This window comes from Frigoribacterium sp. CFBP 8751 (assembly GCF_014841545.1).
GTDB lineage: Bacteria > Actinomycetota > Actinomycetes > Actinomycetales > Microbacteriaceae > Frigoribacterium.
In genome coordinates this window covers 1,010,956-1,031,040 of record NZ_JACYUB010000001.1, presented here as the reverse complement: position 1 = coordinate 1,031,040, position 20,085 = coordinate 1,010,956, and the positions used below count along the sequence as shown (strand labels likewise).

The window sequence follows — 20,085 nt, the reverse complement described above, 5'->3', positions numbered from 1 at the left end:
ACATGCTCGCCGGCCCCGCGAAGGCGCCGATCTCCTGAGTTGCCGACGACCCGCAGGCAGAGCATGGCGAGGCGAGGCGAGGCCAGGCGAGGCGAGGCGAGGCGAGGCGAGGCGAGGCGAGGCGGCCGGGGCGGGAGCGGCGCGGCGAAGCGGGCGAGACGGTTGTCCCGGCCGCCGGACAGAGCCCCGACCGCAGACGACAACTCAGCAGAACGACACAGCGGCGGGCGCTGCACGCCCACCAGCATGCCGATCTCCTGAGTTGCCGACGCGCGCGGAGGCGACGGCGAGGCGCGGCGCTGGAGAGGCGGGGGCTGGCGCATCAGGGCGCGGCGGGGCGACAGGCGCGGCCGAGATCAGGAGGCGCGGGCGGGGTCGACGACGAGAGGCTGCGTTCCACAAGGGGACGGAGGCGCGGGCGGGCCCCCAGCCTCAGGGCACAGGTCCTCGTGCCACCTCGGGGGCAGGTGCCCCGTGCAGCCACGGGTGGCAGGTGCCCCCGCAGGGACTCGAACCCTGACTGAAGCGATTTTAAGTCGCCTGCCTCTGCCGATTGGGCTACGGGGGCCCGAACGACCAGCCTACGAGACGCAGACGCCCGCCACGCTGCAGGCAGCGGGCGGGCGTCTCGAACGTGCTCGTGGGTCACTCGGAGGCGGTTGCTCCGTCGGTTGCCGCGGTCTCGCCGGTCGCCGTCTTCTTGGCGGCGGGCTTGCGGGCAGGGGTCTTGCGAGGAGCCTTCGCAGCGGCCTCGACCCCTTCGGCCGTGCCCTTCTTCGCCGTGCCGTCGTCCTCGACCGGGTTCGCGTACGCGGGACCGGCCTCGCCGGCGGGCTGGCCGGCACCGACGGATGCGGGAGCGGTCGCCTCGGCGGGCGTCTCGACGGCCGGCTTGGGACGCGAGGCGAACTCTTCGAAGGCCGCGCGGGGACGCTCACGGTTGTCGAGCGACACGATGTCGCGCCCCAACCAGAAGTTGTTCCACCAGCCGCCCACGACGCGGAACTTGCGCTCGAACGACGGCATGGCCATGCCGTGGTACCCACGGTGGGCGGCCCAGGCCGGGAAACCCTTCATGGCGAACTTGCCGCTCTGGAAGACCCCGACGTTCAGACCGAGGCCAGCGACGGCACCGAGGTTCTCGTGCTTGTAGTCGACGAGGCCCTCACCGCGGAGCGACGCGACGATGTTCTTCGAGAGGCGCTTGCCCATGCGGACGGCGTGCTGGGCGTTCGGGACGCAGAACCCGCCCACGCCCTTCCCGGTGAGGTCGGGGGTGGCGGCGACGTCGCCACAGGCCCAGGCGTCGGGGACGACGGTCTCGCCGTCGACGATGCGCAGGTCGGCCTTGACGGTGATGCGTCCGCGCTGCTCGAGCGGGAAGTCGGTGCCGCGGACCATCGGGTTGGCCATGACGCCGGCCGTCCAGACGATGAGGTCGGACTCGAACGACTCACCGGTGGAGAGTTCGATCTTGCCGCCGACCGCCGACTGCAGCTGCGTGTCGAGGTGGACCGTGGCGGCGCGTTCGGCGAGGTTCTTGAGCACCCAGTGGCTCGTCTCGAGCGAGACCTCGGGCATGATGCGGCCCATCGCCTCGACGAGGTGGAAGTGCGTGTCGTCGATGGTGAGGTCGGGGTAGTTCTTGAGCAGGTCGCTGGCGAAGCTGCGCAGTTCGGCGAAGACCTCGATGCCGGCGAAGCCACCGCCGACGACGACAACCGTGAGCAGACGGTCTCGCTCGGGACCGGCCGGCAGGTTCGCCGCCTTCTGGAAGTTCGTGAGCACCTTGTCGCGGATCGCGGCGGCCTCTTCGATGGTCTTGAGGCCGATGGCCTCGTCGGCCACGCCCGGGATCGGGAAGGTGCGGGACACGGCACCGGCCGTCATGACGATCTGGTCGTACTGCATCGTCCAGGCGTCGCCCACCTCGGGCGTGATGGTGGCGGTCCGCGAAGCGTGGTCCACGCCGGTGACCTTCGCCGTGACGACGTTCGTCTTCTTGAGGTGGCGTCGGAGGGCGACGACCGCGTGGCGCGGCTCGATCGAGCCGGCGGCCACCTCGGGCAGGAACGGCTGGTACGTCATGTAGGGCAACGGGTCGACGATCGTGACCTCGGCCTCACCCGCGCGCAGCCATTTCTCGAGCTTCCAGGCGGTGTAGAAACCGGCGTAGCCGCCGCCGACGATCAGGATTTTGGGCACGGCGAATGTCTCCTTGAGGTGGGGGTGTCGCAGACGACCTTACCCCGACCGCCGCGCACGCCTGAACTGGCGGACCGCGCCGACGGCGACGAGCACGGCCGCTCCGCCGAAGACCGTGAACACGATCAAGGGGATGCCCGTGGACCTCATGGTCTCGACGGTGGGCAGCAGGACCGCCAACGGCTGACCCGGATCGGTCACCGGCGTCGGCACGGGCGCCTCGACGGCCGGGTTCGACGCCTGCGCCGACGGCGCCGGCACGTCCGCTCGCCGGTGCACCCTGATCCACTCGGCCAGGTCGCCCATCGGGTTCTCGGCGACCGTTGGCACCGAGGCGGTGACGGCCGCCGCGGCGTCGACGAGCCCGTAGCCGTACAGGGGGTCGGGGGTCGTGGTGCCCTTCGGGGTGGCCGTCGCCACCACTCGGTTGATGACGTCGTCGGCGTCGAGCTCGGGGTGGGCACTGCGCACGAGCGCGACGATGCCCGCGACGAGGGGGGTGGCCCCGCTCGTGCCGCTCCAGCTGTAGTGGACGTCGCCGGGACCGACACCCACCAGGTCTTCGCTGGGAGCGGCCACGCCGATCGTGATGCCCTGACTCGACGCGTCGAAGCTCGCCGTTCCTTGCCGGTCCACCCCGGCGACGGTCAGGACGCCCGGCATCGTCGCCGGTGCACCCACCTCGGTCGTCCCGCTGCCGCGGTTGCCGGCCGCCGCGACGACGACGACGTCGTGCTGCATGGCGTAGAGGAAGGCGTCGTCCCAACTGGTCGGCCAGTCGAGCGTGTTGCGGGTGAGGGACATGTTGATGACGTCCGCCCCGGCATCGACCGCCCAGCGCACGGCTCGGGCGATCTGGTCGTCGGAGTCCACGGCCGTCGAGCCGAAGCCCACCGACACCGAGAGCAGGTCGGCCTCGGGCGCGACACCGATCACACCGTCGCCCGACCCGGTGCCGCGGCCCGCGACCATCGATCCGACCAGCGTGCCGTGGTTGGGGTCCTCGCCGACCGGCGTCTGGCCGTCGGGCGAGCCGAGCCCCGAGACGTCCGTGCCGCCGACGACGGCGCCCTGGAGTTCACGCACCGACGAATCGACACCGGTGTCGATCACCGCCACGGTCGTCCCCGCACCACGTGTCGTCTGCCACGCCCGCTGGATGCCGTAGTCGGCGAGCCAGTACTCGGCGTCTCGCACCTGATCGGCCGACGCCGCCGACGCCGGCACGACGGCCGCGACAAGGGCCCCCAGCACGATCGCCACCACGAACCCCCCGGAACGGCGCACGCGCGTCAGGCTCCCCCGCGGATCGCGGAAGCGGCGACGGACGGTTGGTCGTCGGCCAGGAAGTCGGGGCACCGGCACACGTCGGGACTCCACGACGCGCGCTCGAGGGCGAGGTCTCCGAACGGATTGACGCCCGGCCCGGCGGCCAACGAGTGGCCGACGAGGGCGTGCAGGCACTTGATCCGCTCGGGCATGCCGCCCGCCGTGACGTGATCGATCTCGTCGATGTGCTCGATGCCCTCACGGTCGGCCAGGTAGGCCTCGTGGGCGGCCTGGTACCGGCTCCGCAGCGCGGGGTCGGACTCGAGGAGGTCGGTGAACTCGGCCATCACCCCGGTGGCCTCGAGGGTCGACACGGCAGCCGTGGCACCGGGGTGGCACAGGTAGTAGAGCGTCGGGAAGGGCGTGCCGTCGGTCAGACGAGGTCTCGTCGCCACGACGGTGGGTGCACCGCAGACGCAGCGCGCGGCGATGCCGATCACGTCGCGCGCGGGACGCCCGAGCTGGGCCGTCACGACGCGGACGTCGTGGTCGGTGACGGGGTCGAAGGGGGGCGTGGTCACGGCGTGCCGCCTGTCTGCTCGGAGGTCGGGGCGGGCACCTGGCTGCCGCTGATGTCGGGGGCCACGAGTTCGGTCGCGGGTTCGTCGCTCAGGCCGGCGTCGAGCACCGAGGCCGTCATGGCCGCCACCCAGTCGACCTGGGGCGTCTGCAGCGAATCGCTGATCGTCGTACCGGTGCCCGGAGCCGTGCCGGAGGTCTGAGCCGCGTCGTCGCCCATCACGAGGTAGCTGTACTCGCCGGGATAGACGTAGAGCAGGCGATCACGCGCCTGCGCCTCGATGTACGCCGGGTCGCTCCACCGCGCGACGTCCTCTTTCAACTCGTCGACGGACTGCTCTTGCTGCCGGACGTCGTCCTGAAGGGCGGCGATCTGCTGCTGCTGCTGGATCAGGGTGCGCAGCGAGGGGGCGAGGATGACGACGAACATGACGAGGATGACCAGCATGAGCACGCTGAATCCCGAGAACCGGATGGAGCGCAGCCAGTGGCCCGTCGGCGTCTCGCCGGTCGGCAGGGTCACCGGCACACGGCGGTTCGCGGTCTCACGGGGCATGCGACGAGCCTAAACGACGTCTCTGGGGAACGACGGAGGCCCGCCCCGCACGAGCAGGACGGGCCCCGAGGAGGCGCGGGTCGCGTCAGGCGGAGAAGCGCGGGAAAGCGCTGTACCCGGCGTAGACCGCGGCGTCGCCGAGTTCTTCCTCGATGCGGAGGAGCTGGTTGTACTTCGCGACGCGCTCGCTGCGGGCGGGTGCGCCGGTCTTGATCTGGCCCGCGTCGGTCGCGACGGCGAGGTCGGCGATCGTGGTGTCCTCGGTCTCACCCGAACGGTGCGAGAGGACGGTCGTGTAGCCGCTGCGCTGGGCGAGCGCCACCGCGTCGAGCGATTCGGTCAGCGTGCCGATCTGGTTGACCTTGACGAGGATCGAGTTGGCGGCGCCGGCCTTGATGCCCTTGGCGAGGCGCTCGGGGTTCGTGACGAAGAGGTCGTCACCGACGATCTGCGTCTTCGAGCCGATCTCGCTCGTCAGGTGGGCCCAGCCCTCCCAGTCGTCCTCGTCGAGCGGGTCCTCGATGGTGACGAGGGGGTACGACGCGACGAGGTCGGCGTAGTAGTTCGCGAGGAAGGCCGAGTCGCGCTTCTCGCCCTCGAAGGTGTAGCTGCCGTCGGAGTAGAACTCGCTCGACGCCACGTCGAGTCCCAGGGCGAGGTCCTTGCCGGGGGTGAAGCCGGCCTTGGTGATGGCCTCGACCAGCAGGTCGAGCGCGGCGCGGTTGCTGTCCAGGTTCGGCGCGAAGCCACCCTCGTCGCCCAGCCCGGTCGAGAGGCCCTTGGCCTTGAGCTCGCTCTTGAGGGCGTGGTACGTCTCGGCACCCCACTGCAGCGCCTCGGCGAACGAGGACGCGCCGACCGGCAGGATCATGAACTCCTGGATGTCGACGTTGCTGTCGGCGTGCGAACCGCCGTTGATCACGTTGAGCATCGGGACGGGCAGCGTGTGCGCGTTCGGCCCGCCGAGGTAGCGGAACAGGGGCAGGTCGGCCGAGTCGGCCGCCGCACGGGCCACGGCCAGCGAGACGCCGAGGATGGCGTTCGCGCCGAGGCGCTTCTTGTTGTCGGTGCCGTCGAGCTCGATCATGGCCTGGTCGATCAGGCGCTGGTCCGTGGCGTCGAGACCCTCGACCTCGGGGCCGATCTCGTCGATGACGGCGGCGACGGCCTTGAGCACGCCCTTGCCGAGGTAACGGCTCTTGTCGCCGTCACGCAGCTCGTAGGCCTCGAAGGCCCCGGTCGATGCACCCGAGGGGACGGCCGCACGCGACACCGTGCCGTCCTCGAGCAAGACCTCGACCTCGACGGTGGGGTTGCCCCGCGAGTCGAGGATTTCGCGGGCGCCTACGGCGTCGATTGCTGCCACTGGAGAGCTCCTTAGTAGTCGTTCGTCTGGGGACGCGAGGTCCGCGGCCCAGCTTAGCCGCGCCTCCTGCTCTGGTTCGTGGCGAGGAGCGGTGGGAGGCGGTCAGCCGATCGTGCGGACCTCGAGGTCGGCGACCGACTCGCCCCCGCGCACGGTCACGAACCGGCCGAAGCCCGCCGCCGCCAGGCCGTCGAGCTGGTTGGTGAAGTTCTTGGCCTTCTTCTCGAGGCGTACGCGTCGCTCACCGCCCGCCAGGAGCGCACGCTGGAGGGCGAGCAGCTCGACCGGTTCGACCTTCTTGTCGTAGACCAGCGCGAGACCCTCGTCGCCGTCGGCCTCGAGCGTCACCAGGTCGACGAGGCGTTCGAATCCCAGTGAGAAACCGGCCGCGGGCACGTCGCTGCCGAGGAAGCGGCCGATCATGCCATCGTAGCGACCGCCACCGCCGAGCGAGTAGGGCACGTCGGGGTGGGCGATCTCGAAGATCGTGCCCGTGTAGTAGCCCATGCCACGGACCAGGGTCGGATCGAACTCGAGGGTCGATCCCGGCAGTGCCTCGCGCAGCGCGACCAGGTCGGCGAAGGCCGCGCGGTCGAGCCACGGAGCGTCGTCGGCCTCGCCGGTGGCCCAGGACGCGTCGGCCAGCTGGGTGAGCGCCTCGCCGAGACCGGGAGTGGTGACGCCGAGGTCGACGAGTTCGGCCACGACTCCGTCGACGCCGATCTTGTCGAGCTTGTCGACGACGATCAGCGCCTGGTCGGTGAGCGCCTCGGGCACGGCCCAGTGCGCGAGCATCGCCAGCAGGATGCGGCGGTCGTTCACGCGGATCGTCGTCCCGGTGAGACCGAGGGCGTCGAGCACGGCGGTCGTGGCCTGGATCAGTTCGATCTCGGCCAGGGGCCCGGCCTCGCCCAGGACGTCGATGTCGCACTGGACGAACTGGCGGTAGCGCCCCTTCTGCGGACGCTCGGCCCGCCACACCGGAGCGATCTGCACGGAGCGGAAGACCGTCGGGAGCTCGGCTCGGTGTGACGCGTAGAAGCGTGCGAGCGGCACCGTGAGGTCGAAACGGAGCCCCAGATCGGCGAGTCCGAGCACGCTCTCGGCCGACCGCAGGTCGTCGAGGTCGAGGCCGCGCCGGAGCACGGCGAAGACCTGCTTCTCGTTGTCGCCCCCCAGACCCGAATGGAGGCGCGAGCTCTCTTCGACGACGGGGGTCTCGATCTCGTCGAAGCCGTAGGAGCGGTAGACGCCCCGGATGACCGAGAGGACGCCCTCGCGGCGCCTCTTGTCGGCGGGCAGGTGGTCGCGCATGCCGCGCGGCGGGTTGACGGGGGTCGGCATGAGGACATCATCCCAGAGACGCCGAGCCCCCGAGGTCGTGCCGAGTTGCAGGCATGTCACATTCTACGTTATGGTTTTCTCGGGTGGTCGGCGCGAATCGGGTTGCGTGCCGGTCACACCTCGAGGCCCTCCCTTCCCTGCGGTGAGGGCCCGGGCCGGGTCGGGCGCCATGCGTTCGGCCCGGCTCCGCCTCACCGGAGACCCCAACCGAGACCCGCGCCAGGCTGGGTCAGTCGCGAGGAACGCGAGAGACCAGGGTCTCGACCGACTCCTTGTAGGCCGCAGACGCTCGACGCCCGTCACCCGAGACGATGGCGTCGTACTGCAGACCGAAGAACGCGTCGACGAAGACCCGCGCCGCGACCTTGGCCTCGGCTGCCGCGACTCCGTTCGCCGAGAGCCAGTCGGCGACGTGGTCGACCCACCGGCCGACGGTCCCGCGCGCAGTGCCATCGGCCTCGCCCGCCACGGTCTCGAGCAGGGCCGCCTCGAGCTCGAGGCGATGCAGATCGCGCCCCCGTTCGGTGGAGACGTCGTGCCAGACCTTCGCCAGGTGTTTGCCGAACGCCTCACGATCGAGCTCGGAGACCGCGACCGCGAGCAGTCCGTCGTTGCGGGCGACGACGGCACGGACGATCTCGGCGACGAGCTCGGCCCGGTTGCCGAAGTGGTAGACGAAGACGTACGTGCTGACCCCGAGGGCCTCGGCAAGGGTTCGGAAGGACACGGTGGCGAGGGAGCGACCCCGGAGGTGCTCGAGGATCTGACCGAGCAGTTCGGGCTTGCGGGTGGGGTCAGGCTTGCGAGGCATGGTGCCGCTCCTTCGTGCCGACGAGTCGTACTCGCCCTGCGCGGTCGCCGTCGTCGTAGTGGACCATAACAGACGTCTGCCGTGGCCGACCGGTCGGCCGATCGACGGTCTCGCTGCCCCGCCGAACACCGTCGAACCGGACGACGAGTAGACCGACATGTCGTCTTTTGACATGTCAGCAATCACCCTCTACATTGAGGACAACACTCGATCTCCGCCGGGTCGCTGCCCCTCGGGCCGATCCGCTGGTGGACGAGCGCCGGCCTCGCCGCTCATTCGGGTTGAGCAGGCGACGCCGAGGTGCCCCCTCATTCGGGTTGAGGGGGCACCTGCTCGACCGGGGCTGCGTCAGACGCCCCGTGCTCGGACGATCCGTTCTCGGCCGATCCGTTCTCGGCCTGTTCCCCTCGGGCCCGTCGCCCCTCGGCCCGTCCTTCTCGGGCTGGTCCCGCCTCATCTCGCCGTAGCAGTGTCTCGCGTTCGCGCACGGCCGCCCGGAGGGCACGCTCGGCGTCGATGCCGTGATCGGTGGCCTCGTCGACCCGGGCGAGCAGCGCCCTGCCCCACGCGAGCTCACTCGACTCGGCCCGGGCGACGGGGACGTCCGTGCCCGACGTCACCGTCGGCGCATGATCCGACGCAGGCCGTGCCGCGCCCGCGGAGGCCCGACGCGCGTCGAGCTTCTGAGCCCGGGCGAGAGCCGGCTGCCCGACCGGGACACCGTCGTAGGCACTCGTCCGCTGCGACTTCTCGACCGCCTTCGCCGCCGACCAGAGCCGGACGATGTCGTCGACGCCGTCGGCCCGGTCGGCCCCGAACACGTGAGGATGACGCCGGACGACCTTCTCGGCGACGTCGCGGACGACGTCGGCGAGTTCGAACGACCCCGAGGAGGCGCGCGCAGCCAGAGCGCTGTGCAAGACCACCTGGTAGAGCACGTCCCCGAGCTCTTCCCGGAGGTCGTCCACGGTGCCGTCCTCGATCGCCTCGACGAGCTCATAGGTCTCTTCGACGAGATAGGTCACGAGGGATCGAGGGGTCTGCGCCCTGTTCCAGGCGCACCCGCCCTCGTCGGCGAGGAGGGCGTCGACCACGCCGACGAGCTCGTCGAGCCGGACACCTGCCCCGGGCTCGAGGCCGCCCCGCGCCTGGTCGTCCGGGGCGCCGCCCGCCCGCCGGGCCGACACGGTCAGTTCGCCGCGGCCGTGTCGGTCGCCGGACGGGCGACCGGGGCGGAGTAGATCGCCGACAGCAGCTGCTCGACCCAGACGATCAGCTCGTCGTCGCTCGGCGACTGCCCGTGAGCGCGCGGCAAGGGCACGCTGACGGCGTTCGCCTGCGCGAACCACCGCGCACCCGGGTACATGCGCTGCAGGCGCACCTGCATGCTGTCGGGCAGGTCGATGCCCGCGACGCGCAGGTTGCTGCCCATGACGACCACCTCGCTGAGCCCGGCCTTCTGGGCCGCACGGCGCAGACGCGAGACCTCGATGAGGGCCAGCACGGGCGCCGGGGGCTCGCCGTAGCGGTCGGTGAGCTCGTCGAGCACCGAATCGATCTGCTCGTCGGTCGAGGTGGGCGAACTCGCCGTCGAGAGCTTCTGGTAGGCCTCGAGGCGCAGTCGCTCGCTCTCGACGTACTCTTCGGGCACGTGGGCGTCGACCGGCAGTTCGAGGCGCAGCTCGGTCTGTCCCTCGGCGACGTCGCCGCGGAACGAGCTGACGGCCTCGCCGATCATGCGCAGGTACAGGTCGAAGCCGACACCGGCGATGTGCCCGGACTGCTCGCCGCCGAGCAGGTTGCCGGCGCCGCGGATCTCGAGGTCTTTCAGGGCGACCTGCATGCCCGCGCCGAGCTCGTTGTTGGCGGCGATCGTCTCGAGCCGGTCTTGCGCGGTCTCGCTGAGCGGCTTGTCGGCGTCGTAGAGGAAGTACGCGTAGCCGCGCTCCCGGCCTCGGCCGACGCGACCTCGGAGCTGGTGCAACTGACTCAGGCCGTACTTGTCGGCCCGGTCGATGATCAACGTGTTCGCGTTGGCGATGTCGAGGCCGGTCTCGATGATGGTGGTCGAGACGAGGACGTCGAACTTGCGCTCCCAGAAGTCGACCATGACCTGCTCGAGCGTCGACTCGGCCATCTGACCGTGGGCGACGGCGACGCGGGCCTCGGGCACCAGCTCGGCGATCTGCGCCGCGATGCGGTTGATGCTCGACACGCGGTTGTGCACGTAGAACACCTGTCCCTCGCGCAGCAACTCGCGCCGGATCGCCGCGGCTTTCTGGCGGTCGCTCTCGGGGCCGACGAAGGTGAGGATCGGGTGGCGGTCCTCGGGCGGCGTGGCCAGGGTCGACATCTCGCGGATGCCCGTCACGGCCATCTCGAGCGACCGCGGGATCGGGGTCGCCGACATGGCCAGGATGTCCACGTTCGTCTTGAGCTTCTTGAGGGCGTCCTTGTGCTCGACGCCGAAACGCTGCTCTTCGTCGATGATGACGAGGCCCACGTCCTTGTACGAGATGCTCTCGCTGAGCAGCCGGTGCGTGCCGATGACCATGTCGACCGTGCCGTCACCGAGCCCGGCGATCGTCTCTTTCGACTCCTTCGCGGTCTGGAACCGGCTCAGGCTGCGGAGGTGCACGGGGAACCCGGCGAAGCGGTCGGTGAACGTGTCGAAGTGCTGCTTCACGAGCAGGGTCGTCGGCACGAGCATCACGACCTGTTTCCCGTCCTGGATCGCCTTGAACGCGGCACGGACGGCCACCTCGGTCTTGCCGTAGCCGACGTCACCCGAGAGCAGGCGGTCCATCGGGATCGGGCGCTCCATGTCGGCCTTGATCTCGTCGATGGTCGTGAGCTGGTCGGGGGTCTCGGCGAACGGGAAGGCCTCTTCGAGCTCGCGCTGCCAGGGGGTGTCGGGTGGGAACGCGTGACCCTTGCTCGCCATGCGGGCCGAGTACAGCTTGACGAGCTCGACGGCGATGTCGCGGACGGCCTTGCGCGCCTTGCCCTTGGCGGCCGCCCAGTCACCGCCGCCCATCTTGCTGAGCGACGGGGCTTCACCACCCACGTAACGGCTGAGCAGGTCGAGCTGATCGGTCGGGACGTAGAGCTTGTCGCCGGGATAGCCGCGCTTCGAGGGTGCGTACTCGAGGACGAGGTACTCGCGGGAGTGCTTGACGGCGTTCTTCCCGCCGCTCGACACCTCGCGACTCGTGAGTTCGAGGAACTTGCCGATGCCGTGGGTCGAGTGCACGACGACGTCGCCCGGCTTGAGCTGCAAGGGGTCGACGACGTTCTTGCGTCGGGTGGCGAGCTTCTTGACCTGGCGCGAGTCGTAGTTGGCCGAACGGCCGTAGAAGTCGGACTCGCCGAGGACGGCGATCTTGGACTCGAACAGCTCGAATCCGGCCTCGACGCCACCGGCCACGAGATGGACGACGCCGGGTTCGAGCCTGTCGGGCAGGTTCTCTTCGAGTCGGGCGGCGACCTCGCGCTCGGCGAGCACGTCGCGGGCCCGTTCGACGAGGCCCACGCCGCGTGCCGTGACGACGACGGACCAGCCGTCACGCACGCGCTCGACGACGTGCTCGAGGGCTCCCTCGGCGTGGCCGCTGAAGCTCGGCACGACGGCGGCGTCGACCCGCACGTAGTCACCGGCCGACGCGACGGCCTCGTCGTCGGACAGGACCTCGCCCGAGTCGAAGCCGCTCATCGTGAACCAGGACCTGTCGCCGGCCGCCTCGCGCAGGTCGCGGAGGCTGAGGAAGTCGCCCGAGTCGAGGTCGATCGGCGCTTCGGCACCGGCGGTCGCGGCGTTCCAGGCGGCCGACAGGAACTCGCGGTTGGTCTCGGCCAGACTCTGCGCGCGCGACACCACCCGCTCGGGCGAGAGGACGACGACGGAGGCGCCGGCCGGCAGATAGTGCGTCACCGGCACCAGCCGGTGCACGAGCGCGGGCGCCAGGCTCTCCATGCCCTCGACCGGGATGCCCTCGGCGATCTTCGCGAGCATCTGGGAGAGGCTGGGGAACTCGTGCTGCATCTCTCGTGCCCGTTGGCGGACCGCCTCGGTGAGCAGCATCTCGCGGCTGGGCGGCAGCTCGACCGAGGGGACCTCGCCGTCGAGGCTGCGCTGGTCGGCCACCGAGAAGCGACGGATCTGATCGACCTCGTCGCCGAAGAAGTCGACGCGGACGGGGTGCTCGGCCGTGGGGGGGAAGACGTCGAGGATGCCACCCCGGACGGCGAACTCGCCCCGACGGGTGACCATGTCGACCCGGGCGTACGCCAGGTCGACGAGGTGCACGGCGATGCCCGAGAGGTCGTGCCCGCGTTCGCCGACCGTGAGACGCACGGGGTCGAGCTCGACGAGGTTGTCACTGAGCGGCTGGAGAGCGGCACGCACGCCCGCGACGACGACGATCGGCCGCACGGAGCCGGGCGCCTCGGCCGCCTCGCGCTGCCACGTGGCGAGGCGTCGCAGGGCGTGGATGCGCTTGCCGACCGTCTCGGCGCTGGGGCTGAGGCGTTCGTGCGGCAGGGTCTCCCACGCCGGGAACTCGATGATCTCGGCCTCGGGCAGGTAACTGTCGAGCGACCCCCGGACCGCCTCGGACTCGCGGCCCGTGGCGGTGACGACCAGCATCGCCTGCGGACCCTCGCGACGGTCGAGCAGCCCCGCGAGCAACGGGACGCGGAGGCCGTCGACGACCGAGAAGTCGGTGCTGCGTGCGGCCCGGTCGAGGGCGGCAGAGAAGGTGGAGGCGCGCGAGAGCGCCTGGATCAAGCCCGCGAGTATCACCCGCACGATGTTACGCGGCACCACCGACACCGCGGCCGGGGTTCGCTGACGGCGACACCGGCACCGGGCCCGCGGCGGTCGGCATCCGGCGAGCCGGTCAGCTCTTCGCGGTGTGGAACTTCAGCTGGGCTGCCGTGAGCCCGTCGGTCGCGATCATCTCGACGGCGTCGGCCGCGTCACCGATCAGGAAGGGCAGCTCTTTGCGCTCGGTGGACGAGAAGTCCTTGAGGACGAAGTCGGCGGCGGGTTGCCTGCCGGGAGGACGGCCGATGCCGACCCGCACCCGGGTGAACTCGTTCGAGCCGGTGGCGGCGATGATGTCGCGGATGCCGTTGTGGCCGCCGTGGCCACCACCGTGCTTCAGCCGGACGACGTCGAAGTCGATGTCGAGCTCGTCGTGGACGACGATCAGCCGCGACACGTCGAGGTCGTAGTACCGCAGGAGCGCCTGCGTCGGACCGCCCGAGACGTTCATGTACGTGGCGGGCTTGGCCAACACGAAGCGAGGGCCGCCGGGAGCGGTACGCCCCTCGGCGACCGTCGCGTTCGTGCGGTGGTTCTTGAAGCCGGCGGACAGACGTTCGGCCAGTTCGGCCAACACCATCTGCCCCACGTTGTGCCTGTTGCCGGCGTAGCCGGGCCCGGGGTTGCCGAGCCCGACCACGAGCCACTGGTCGTCGAGTGCCATCGTCGTGGTCGTCGTTCTCTCAGTGGGTCTGCGCCGGCAGGGTGTTCGGGGTGTGCCGTGTTACTCGGAGCGCTCTTCGTCCTCGATGGAGTCGACGTCGCCCTCGGCCTCGGCGGCTTCGCCGTCCTCGTCGGAGACTGCGTCGGTCGTCAGGTCGAGCTGGGGCACCGAGACGGCGAGCACGAGGGTCTCGGGCTCGCTGACCAGGGTCGCGCCCTTGGGCAGGGCGAGGTCGGCGGCCGAGATCTGGGCGCCCTCTTCGAGGCCCTCGATCGAGACGACGACGCTCTGCGGGATGTGCGTGGCCTCGACCTCGAGCTCGACGACGTTGAGCTCGACGACGTGGATCGTGCCGGGAGCCGACTCGCCCTCGACGTGCACGGGGACCTGGACGGTGACCTTCTCGCCCTGGCGGACGACGATCAGGTCGATGTGCTCGATGGTCTGCTTGACCGGGTCGCGCTGGATGTCCTTGACGAGGGCGAGCTGGTTCGTGCCCTCGATGTCGAGCGTGATGACGGCGTTGGCGCGACGCGTGATCAGCATGGTCTCGTGACCGGGCAGCGTGACGTGCTGGGGGTCGGTGCCGTGGCCGTAGATGACCGCGGGGATCTGGTCGTTCGCGCGGATCTTGCGGGCCGCGCCCTTGCCGAAGCTGGTGCGCACGAGGGCGCTGAGGGTGTTCTGGTCGGACATGTCGTCTCCTTGCAGGGGCCGCGGACGGCCCGGGGGTGTGTGGTCGGTGTCAACTCGAACGCGCATCGCGTGAGGAAGGACCCGCAACCCGAGGGGCGCCGCCCGAAGGACGATCACCGCTGCACGAGTGGTGCCTGAGCACCGAGCGCCTGCCTACCGCGTCGATCACGGGTGCCGGAGCACCCCTCGCCGAGGTTCAGCTGCCCAGGTTACACGTCGGCCGGGCGTGTCGCCAACCCGCGCCTCCTCTGGTTCGTCCGCCCGCGAGGGCGCACGGTCAGTTGGTCCGTCCGCCCGCGAGGGCGCACGGTCAGTGTTCGAGCTCGCCTCGTCGCACGGCCTCGAGATGGGCCACGACCGTCGCCACGACGTCGTCCGGGCCGGGACGCACGTCGACCTCGAACCCGGCCTCGTCGTCGGCCAGCGGCTCGAGGGTGGCGAACTGCGACTCCATCAGCCCGGGCGGCATGAAGTGCCCCTTGCGCTCCCGCTGGCGACGGGCGACGAGGTCGCGCACGCCGGTCAGGTGCACGAACCGGAGGCGCGGGTCGCCTTCGCGCAGGACGTCGCGGTACGCCCTCTTCAACGACGAGCAGGCCACGACGACCGAGTCGTCGCCCGCGGCGGTGATGCGGTCGGCGACGATGCGGAGCCACGGCCACCGGTCGTCGTCGTCGAGCGGGTGCCCCTCGGCCATCTTGCGGCGGTTCGCCTCGGGGTGCAGGTCGTCGGCGTCGACGAACGGGATGCCGAGGGTCTCTGCCAGCAGCTCGCCCACGGTCGACTTGCCCGATCCGGAGACCCCCATCACGACGACGGGTGGGAAGGGAGCGGGGTGGGGCTGGTCGGTCACGGACGGCCTTCGATCGGGTACACGGTCGCGTCAACCCTAGGCGAGCCGTACGGGAGGGGTACGGACGGTGCCTGTCGGACGCTCGGCACCGAGGCATAGTCTGCGATCACCATCGACCGAGAAGGAGGCACCGTGACCGAACACGGAGCAGCAGCGCAGTCCACCGCCAAGGCGAACATCGGAGTCGTCGGCCTGGCCGTCATGGGCTCGAACCTGGCTCGCAACCTCGCCAGCCGCGAAGGCAACACGGTCGCGGTCTACAACCGTTCCCCCGAACGCACCGACACCCTGATGGACGAGCACGGCGACGCGGGGTTCGTCCCCTCGAAGTCGATCGAGGACTTCGCGGCCTCGCTGCAGAAGCCGCGCACCGCGATCATCATGGTGCAGGCCGGTCGCGGCACCGACGCCGTCATCGACCAGCTCGCCGACGTGTTCGACGAGGGCGACATCATCGTCGACGGCGGCAACGCGAACTTCCAGGACACGCGGCGACGCGAGGCCGCCCTCAAGGAGCGCGGACTCAACTTCGTGGGTGCCGGCATCTCGGGCGGCGAGGAGGGTGCCCTGAAGGGTCCGTCCATCATGCCCGGTGGCTCGAAGGAGGCCTACGAGACGCTCGGCCCGATCCTGGCGTCGATCGCGGCGGTCGCAGAGGGCGAACCCTGTGTCACGCACGTCGGAGCCGACGGCGCGGGCCACTTCGTCAAGATGATCCACAACGGCATCGAGTACGCCGACATGCAGCTCATCGCCGAGTCGTACGACCTGCTGCGCCGGGTCGGCGGCCACGAGCCCGCCGCCATCGCCTCGGTCTTCGAGGAGTGGAACAAGGGCGAGCTCGAGTCGTACCTGATCGAGATCACGGCCGAGGTGCTGCGCCAGACCGATGCCAAGACCGACGGCCCGCTCGTCGACTCCATCGTCGACCAGGCCGGCTCGAAGGGCACGGGCGTCTGGACCGTTCAGAACAGCGTCGGGTTGGGCGTGCCGGTCGGCGGCATCGCCGAGGCCGTCTTCGCCCGCGCCGTGTCGTCGAAGCCCGCCCAGCGTGCGGCGGTGCAGAAGACCCTGCAGGGGCGACCCACGATCCAGGAGGCCGGCGACGGCTTCGAGGACGACGTGCAGAAGGCGCTCTACGCCTCGAAGATCGTCGCCTACGCCCAGGGCTTCGACGCCATCATCGCCGGTGCCGACGAGTACGACTGGGACATCGACAAGGGCGCCATCGCCAAGATCTGGCGCGGCGGCTGCATCATCCGCGCACAGTTCCTCAACCGCATCGTCGACGCCTACGAGAAGGACGCGTCGATCGCGACCCTGCTCGAGGACGACTACTTCGCCGCGGCCGTCCGCGACGGCGAAGAGGCCTGGCGCCGCGTCGTCGCCAAGGCCGCCCTCTCGGGCATCCCCGTGCCCGGGTTCGCCTCGGCGCTGTCGTACTACGACTCGCTCGCGTCCGAACGTCTGCCCGCCTCGCTCATCCAGGGACAGCGCGACTTCTTCGGCGCCCACACCTATCAGCGCGTCGACGAGGAGGGCACGTTCCACACCCTCTGGTCGGGCGACCGCTCCGAGATCGAGACGGAGCCCTCGACCCACTGACGGGTGCCCAGGGGCGCTCACCGCGCCTCCTGCGTTCTGACGGGCGTGCCCGTCGATGCGGTGCCGCTGCGGCGGCCGGCGTCGGCGGGCACGCCCGTTCGTCGCCCGCCGGAGGGGACCTCGGCTCTTCCCCATGCCGTCCCGCCCACGTCGGCAACTCAGGAAAGTGACCACCGGTACGGCCCGCAGGAGGCGCGGCGCAACCGAACTCCGGAGTTGCCGACCGCAGACGAGCGGCATCGCGAGCCGAACCCGACCATTACCGCCACCGCCACCGCCACCGGGACGTGCCGGGCCGTGCCTGCCGGACCGGGCCGGGTCACGCCCCTCGCAGCCCGACGTCACCCCGCCCACGTCGGCAACTCAGGAGAACGACCACCGGAGCGGCCCGCAGGAGGCGCGGCGCAGCCGAACTCCGGAGTTGCCGACCGCAGACGAGCGGGCAGGGCGGGGCGGGGCGGGGCGGGGCGGGGCCGGGACGGGCAGGGGCGGGCAGGGCCGGGCCGGGACGTGCCGGACCGGGTCACGCCCCTCGCAGCCCGACGTCACCCCGCCCACGTCGGCAACTCAGGAGAACGACCACCGGAACGTCCCGCAGGAGGCGCGACGCAACCGAACTCCCGAGTTGCCGACCGCAGACGAGCGGGCGAGGTAGGGCGGGGCGGGGCCGGCGGAGAAGCCTGGGGTGGGAGTGCGGTCACGGCGGGGCCGCCGGGCGCGCGCGCGGGGGGAGCGAGGTCGCGCCGCCGGGCGCTCGAGCGGGGGGGCGAGGTCACGCCGTCGGGCGCCCGGGCGGGGGGCGAGGTCGCGCCGTCGGGCGCCCGGGCGAGCGACGCCGCGACGGGCGGGTGGGGCTAGGCGGCGCCGTCGAACATCGAGGTGACCGAGCCGTTGTCGAAGACCTCGTGGATGGCCCGGGCGATCAGCGGGGCGATGGGCAGGATCTCGAGCTTGTCGAACTTCTGGTGCTCGGTGAGCGGCAGGGTGTCGGTGACGACGACCGAGTCGATGAACTCGCTGTTGAGGATCTCGGGGGCGGGGTCGCTGAAGACCGCGTGGGTCGCGGCGACCACGACGCCGATCGCGCCGGCGGCCTTGAGCGCCTCGGCGGCCTTGACGATGGTGCGACCGGTGTCGATCAGGTCGTCGACCAGCAGGCACACGCGACCCGAGACGTCGCCGACGATCTCGTGGACGGTGACCTGGTTCGGCACCAGCGGGTCACGACGCTTGTGGATGATGGCGAGGGGGGCGTCGAGCTTCTCGCTCCAGATGTCGGCGACGCGGACGCGGCCCATGTCGGGCGAGACCACGGTGAGGGTGGTGTTGTCGAGCTTGGCGCGGAAGTGTTCGAGCAGCACGGGCATGGCGAAGAGGTGGTCGACCGGGCCGTCGAAGAAGCCCTGGATCTGCGGTGCGTGCAGGTCGACGCTCATGATGCGGTGCGCGCCGGCCGCCTTGAAGAGGTCGGCGACGAGCCGGGCCGAGATCGGCTCGCGGCCACGACCCTTCTTGTCTTGCCGGGCGTACGGGTAGAACGGCGCCACGACGGTGATGCGCTTGGCCGAGGCCCGCTTCAGCGCGTCGACCATGATCAGCTGTTCCATCAGCCACTCGTTGATCGGCGCCGAGTGGGACTGGATGACGAAGGCGTCCGAGCCACGGACGCTCTCGTCGAAGCGGGCGTAGAGCTCGCCGTTCGCGAAGGTACGGGCGTCGGTCGGGATCAGTTCGCTGCCGAGCTCGGCGGCGATCTGGTTGGCCAGTTCGGGGTGCGCACGCCCCGAGATCAGAACGAGTCGGTTCTCGCCGGTGATCTTGATTCCGGACACGTCACTCGCTCTCCGGCCCCGAGGGGCCAACCCGACCGGGTTCAGTCGGTCGTTCGTTCGGCGCGAGCGGCGGCCTCGGCAGCCGCCGAGCCGGGGCGGTTCGCCTCGACCCATCCGCTCGCATTGCGCTGTGGAGCGATGCTCAAGGCCAGGGCACCGGCCGGCACGTCTTTGCGGACGATCGTTCCGGCGCCTGTGTACGCTCCGTCGCCAATCCTAACGGGGGCGACGAAGACGTTGTGCGACCCGGTGCGGACGTGCGACCCGACCTCGGTGCGGTGCTTGTTCACCCCGTCGTAGTTGGCCGTGATGGTGCCGGCGCCGATGTTCGACCCCTCGCCCACCTCGGTGTCGCCCACGTAGCTGAGGTGCGGCACCTTCGACCCGGCACCGATCTGCACGTTCTTGGTCTCGACGAAGGTGCCGATCTTGCCGTCGGCCGAGAGCAGGGTGTTGGGCCGCAGGTACGCGAACGGACCCACGGAGGCGCGGGCACCGATGACCGCGAGGGTCGCGTCCGTGCGCTTGACCGTCGCCCCCTCGCCCACCTCGGTGTCGACGAGGGTGGTGTCGGGCCCGACGACCGCGCCCGGGGCGATGTACGTCGCCCCGCGGAGCTGGGTGCCCGGCAGCAGTTCGACGTCGGGGCTGAGGGAGACGTCGCGGTCGATCCAGGTGGTCTGCGGGTCGACGATCGAGACGCCCTCGCGCTGCCAGTGCTCGACGATGCGGTCGTTCAGGCGACGGGCCGCGGCGGCGAGCTGCACGCGGTCGTTGATGCCCTCGAGGCGCCAGGTCTCGTCGATCGCCCGGGCGGCGACGACCTCGCCGGCACCGGTGAGCAGGCCGACCATGTCGGTGACGTACTTCTCGTTCTGCGCGTTGGCCGACCCGATGCGGGGCAGGTGGGTGCGCAGGGCGGCGACCGTGAACACGTAGGTGCCCGAGTTGATCTCGCGCACGGCACGTTCGTCGTCGGTGGCGTCCTTGTGCTCGACGATGCGGTCGACGTCGCCCGACTCGCGGCGGACGACCCGCCCGTAGCCGGTGGCGTCGGGCAGCACGGCGCTCAGCAGCGTCGCCGAGGCGGAGGCGGCACGGTGCTGGTCGAGCAGGGCGGTGAGCGTCGCGTGGTCGAGGAAGGGCACGTCGGCGCTGACGACCACGACGTCGCCGGTGAACTCGGCGGGCAGCGCCTCCACCGCTTGTTCGACGGCTCGACCGGTGCCGGGGACGTCGTCCTGGTCGACGACGAGCGCGTGCGGGGCGGTGTCGAGCACGCTCGCGACGACCAGGTCGCGCTCGTGCCGCACCACGGCGACGAGGTGGTCGGGCCGGAGCGCGCCGGCGCTCTCGAGCACGTGCTGGATCAGCGGCAGCCCCGCCAGGCGGTGCAGGACCTTCGGGGTCGAGGACTTCATGCGGGTGCCCTGCCCTGCGGCGAGGACGACGACGGCGAGCTGGCGTTCGGGCATGGTGC

15 protein-coding genes and 1 tRNA gene are annotated in these 20,085 nt (G+C 70.7%); 1 reads left to right on the top strand and 15 read right to left on the bottom strand.

Features of this window, described 5'->3' with window-relative positions; all coding sequences use genetic code 11:
- Nucleotides 1-494: 494 nt before the first annotated feature.
- The 13 genes from IFT88_RS04970 to IFT88_RS04910 form a co-directional block, all read right to left on the bottom strand.
- Nucleotides 495-568: transfer RNA gene (locus IFT88_RS04970), tRNA-Leu, on the bottom strand.
- Between the two features lie 77 nt (nucleotides 569-645).
- Nucleotides 646-2,205 carry an FAD-dependent oxidoreductase gene (locus IFT88_RS04965; protein WP_192119178.1) on the bottom strand — a complete coding sequence of 520 codons (1,560 nt, stop codon included), beginning with the start codon at nucleotides 2,203-2,205 and terminating at the stop codon, nucleotides 646-648.
- A 39-nt stretch (nucleotides 2,206-2,244) separates the two neighbouring features.
- Nucleotides 2,245-3,492, bottom strand: coding sequence for a S8 family serine peptidase (locus tag IFT88_RS04960; protein ID WP_235472300.1), 1,248 nt, complete (start codon nucleotides 3,490-3,492; stop codon nucleotides 2,245-2,247).
- 5 nt (nucleotides 3,493-3,497) lie between these two features.
- Complete coding sequence (locus IFT88_RS04955; protein WP_192119176.1) at nucleotides 3,498-4,055, bottom strand: DUF501 domain-containing protein; 558 nt, start codon at nucleotides 4,053-4,055, stop codon at nucleotides 3,498-3,500.
- Nucleotides 4,052-4,609 (bottom strand): FtsB family cell division protein, encoded by a 558-nt coding sequence (locus IFT88_RS04950; RefSeq protein ID WP_056229150.1) that lies wholly within the window; start codon nucleotides 4,607-4,609, stop codon nucleotides 4,052-4,054. The genes IFT88_RS04955 and IFT88_RS04950 overlap by 4 nt, the downstream gene beginning before the upstream one ends.
- Before the next feature lie 85 nt (nucleotides 4,610-4,694).
- On the bottom strand, nucleotides 4,695-5,975 hold the full coding sequence (gene eno / locus IFT88_RS04945; protein ID WP_043597801.1) for a phosphopyruvate hydratase: 1,281 nt from the start codon (nucleotides 5,973-5,975) through the stop codon (nucleotides 4,695-4,697).
- A 102-nt stretch (nucleotides 5,976-6,077) separates the two neighbouring features.
- Nucleotides 6,078-7,319 carry a histidine--tRNA ligase gene (hisS, locus tag IFT88_RS04940; protein WP_192119174.1) on the bottom strand — a complete coding sequence of 414 codons (1,242 nt, stop codon included), beginning with the start codon at nucleotides 7,317-7,319 and terminating at the stop codon, nucleotides 6,078-6,080.
- Between the two features lie 229 nt (nucleotides 7,320-7,548).
- Nucleotides 7,549-8,130, bottom strand: coding sequence for a TetR/AcrR family transcriptional regulator (locus IFT88_RS04935; protein WP_043597881.1), 582 nt, complete (start codon nucleotides 8,128-8,130; stop codon nucleotides 7,549-7,551).
- A gap of 308 nt (nucleotides 8,131-8,438) precedes the next feature.
- Entirely contained in the window at nucleotides 8,439-9,317 is an 879-nt protein-coding gene (locus IFT88_RS04930; protein ID WP_192119172.1) for a MazG nucleotide pyrophosphohydrolase domain-containing protein, read from the bottom strand.
- A gap of 2 nt (nucleotides 9,318-9,319) precedes the next feature.
- Entirely contained in the window at nucleotides 9,320-12,931 is a 3,612-nt protein-coding gene (gene mfd, locus IFT88_RS04925; protein WP_043597878.1) for a transcription-repair coupling factor, read from the bottom strand.
- 97 nt (nucleotides 12,932-13,028) lie between these two features.
- On the bottom strand, nucleotides 13,029-13,619 hold the full coding sequence (pth, locus tag IFT88_RS04920) for an aminoacyl-tRNA hydrolase (protein ID WP_192119170.1): 591 nt from the start codon (nucleotides 13,617-13,619) through the stop codon (nucleotides 13,029-13,031).
- Nucleotides 13,620-13,679: 60 nt separating this feature from the next.
- On the bottom strand, nucleotides 13,680-14,315 hold the full coding sequence (locus tag IFT88_RS04915; RefSeq protein ID WP_043597793.1) for a 50S ribosomal protein L25/general stress protein Ctc: 636 nt from the start codon (nucleotides 14,313-14,315) through the stop codon (nucleotides 13,680-13,682).
- Nucleotides 14,316-14,625: 310 nt separating this feature from the next.
- A complete protein-coding gene (locus IFT88_RS04910) occupies nucleotides 14,626-15,168 on the bottom strand; it encodes a gluconokinase (RefSeq protein ID WP_235472299.1) in 543 nt (180 codons plus the stop codon).
- 201 nt (nucleotides 15,169-15,369) lie between these two features.
- Here IFT88_RS04910 and gndA point away from each other — a divergent pair, with 201 nt between their 5' ends.
- The gene (gene gndA, locus IFT88_RS04905) at nucleotides 15,370-16,773 is read left to right on the top strand and encodes an NADP-dependent phosphogluconate dehydrogenase (protein ID WP_043597872.1); all 1,404 of its coding nucleotides are present in this window, start codon (nucleotides 15,370-15,372) and stop codon (nucleotides 16,771-16,773) included.
- Nucleotides 16,774-17,627: 854 nt separating this feature from the next.
- On the opposite strand, the gene IFT88_RS04900 is transcribed toward gndA, so the two are convergent.
- Nucleotides 17,628-18,605: a ribose-phosphate diphosphokinase gene (locus IFT88_RS04900; RefSeq protein ID WP_055974200.1), complete on the bottom strand. Its 978-nt coding sequence runs from the start codon at nucleotides 18,603-18,605 to the stop codon at nucleotides 17,628-17,630.
- Between the two features lie 41 nt (nucleotides 18,606-18,646).
- Nucleotides 18,647-20,080: a bifunctional UDP-N-acetylglucosamine diphosphorylase/glucosamine-1-phosphate N-acetyltransferase GlmU gene (glmU, locus tag IFT88_RS04895; RefSeq protein WP_043596402.1), complete on the bottom strand. Its 1,434-nt coding sequence runs from the start codon at nucleotides 20,078-20,080 to the stop codon at nucleotides 18,647-18,649.
- Nucleotides 20,081-20,085 lie beyond the last annotated feature (5 nt).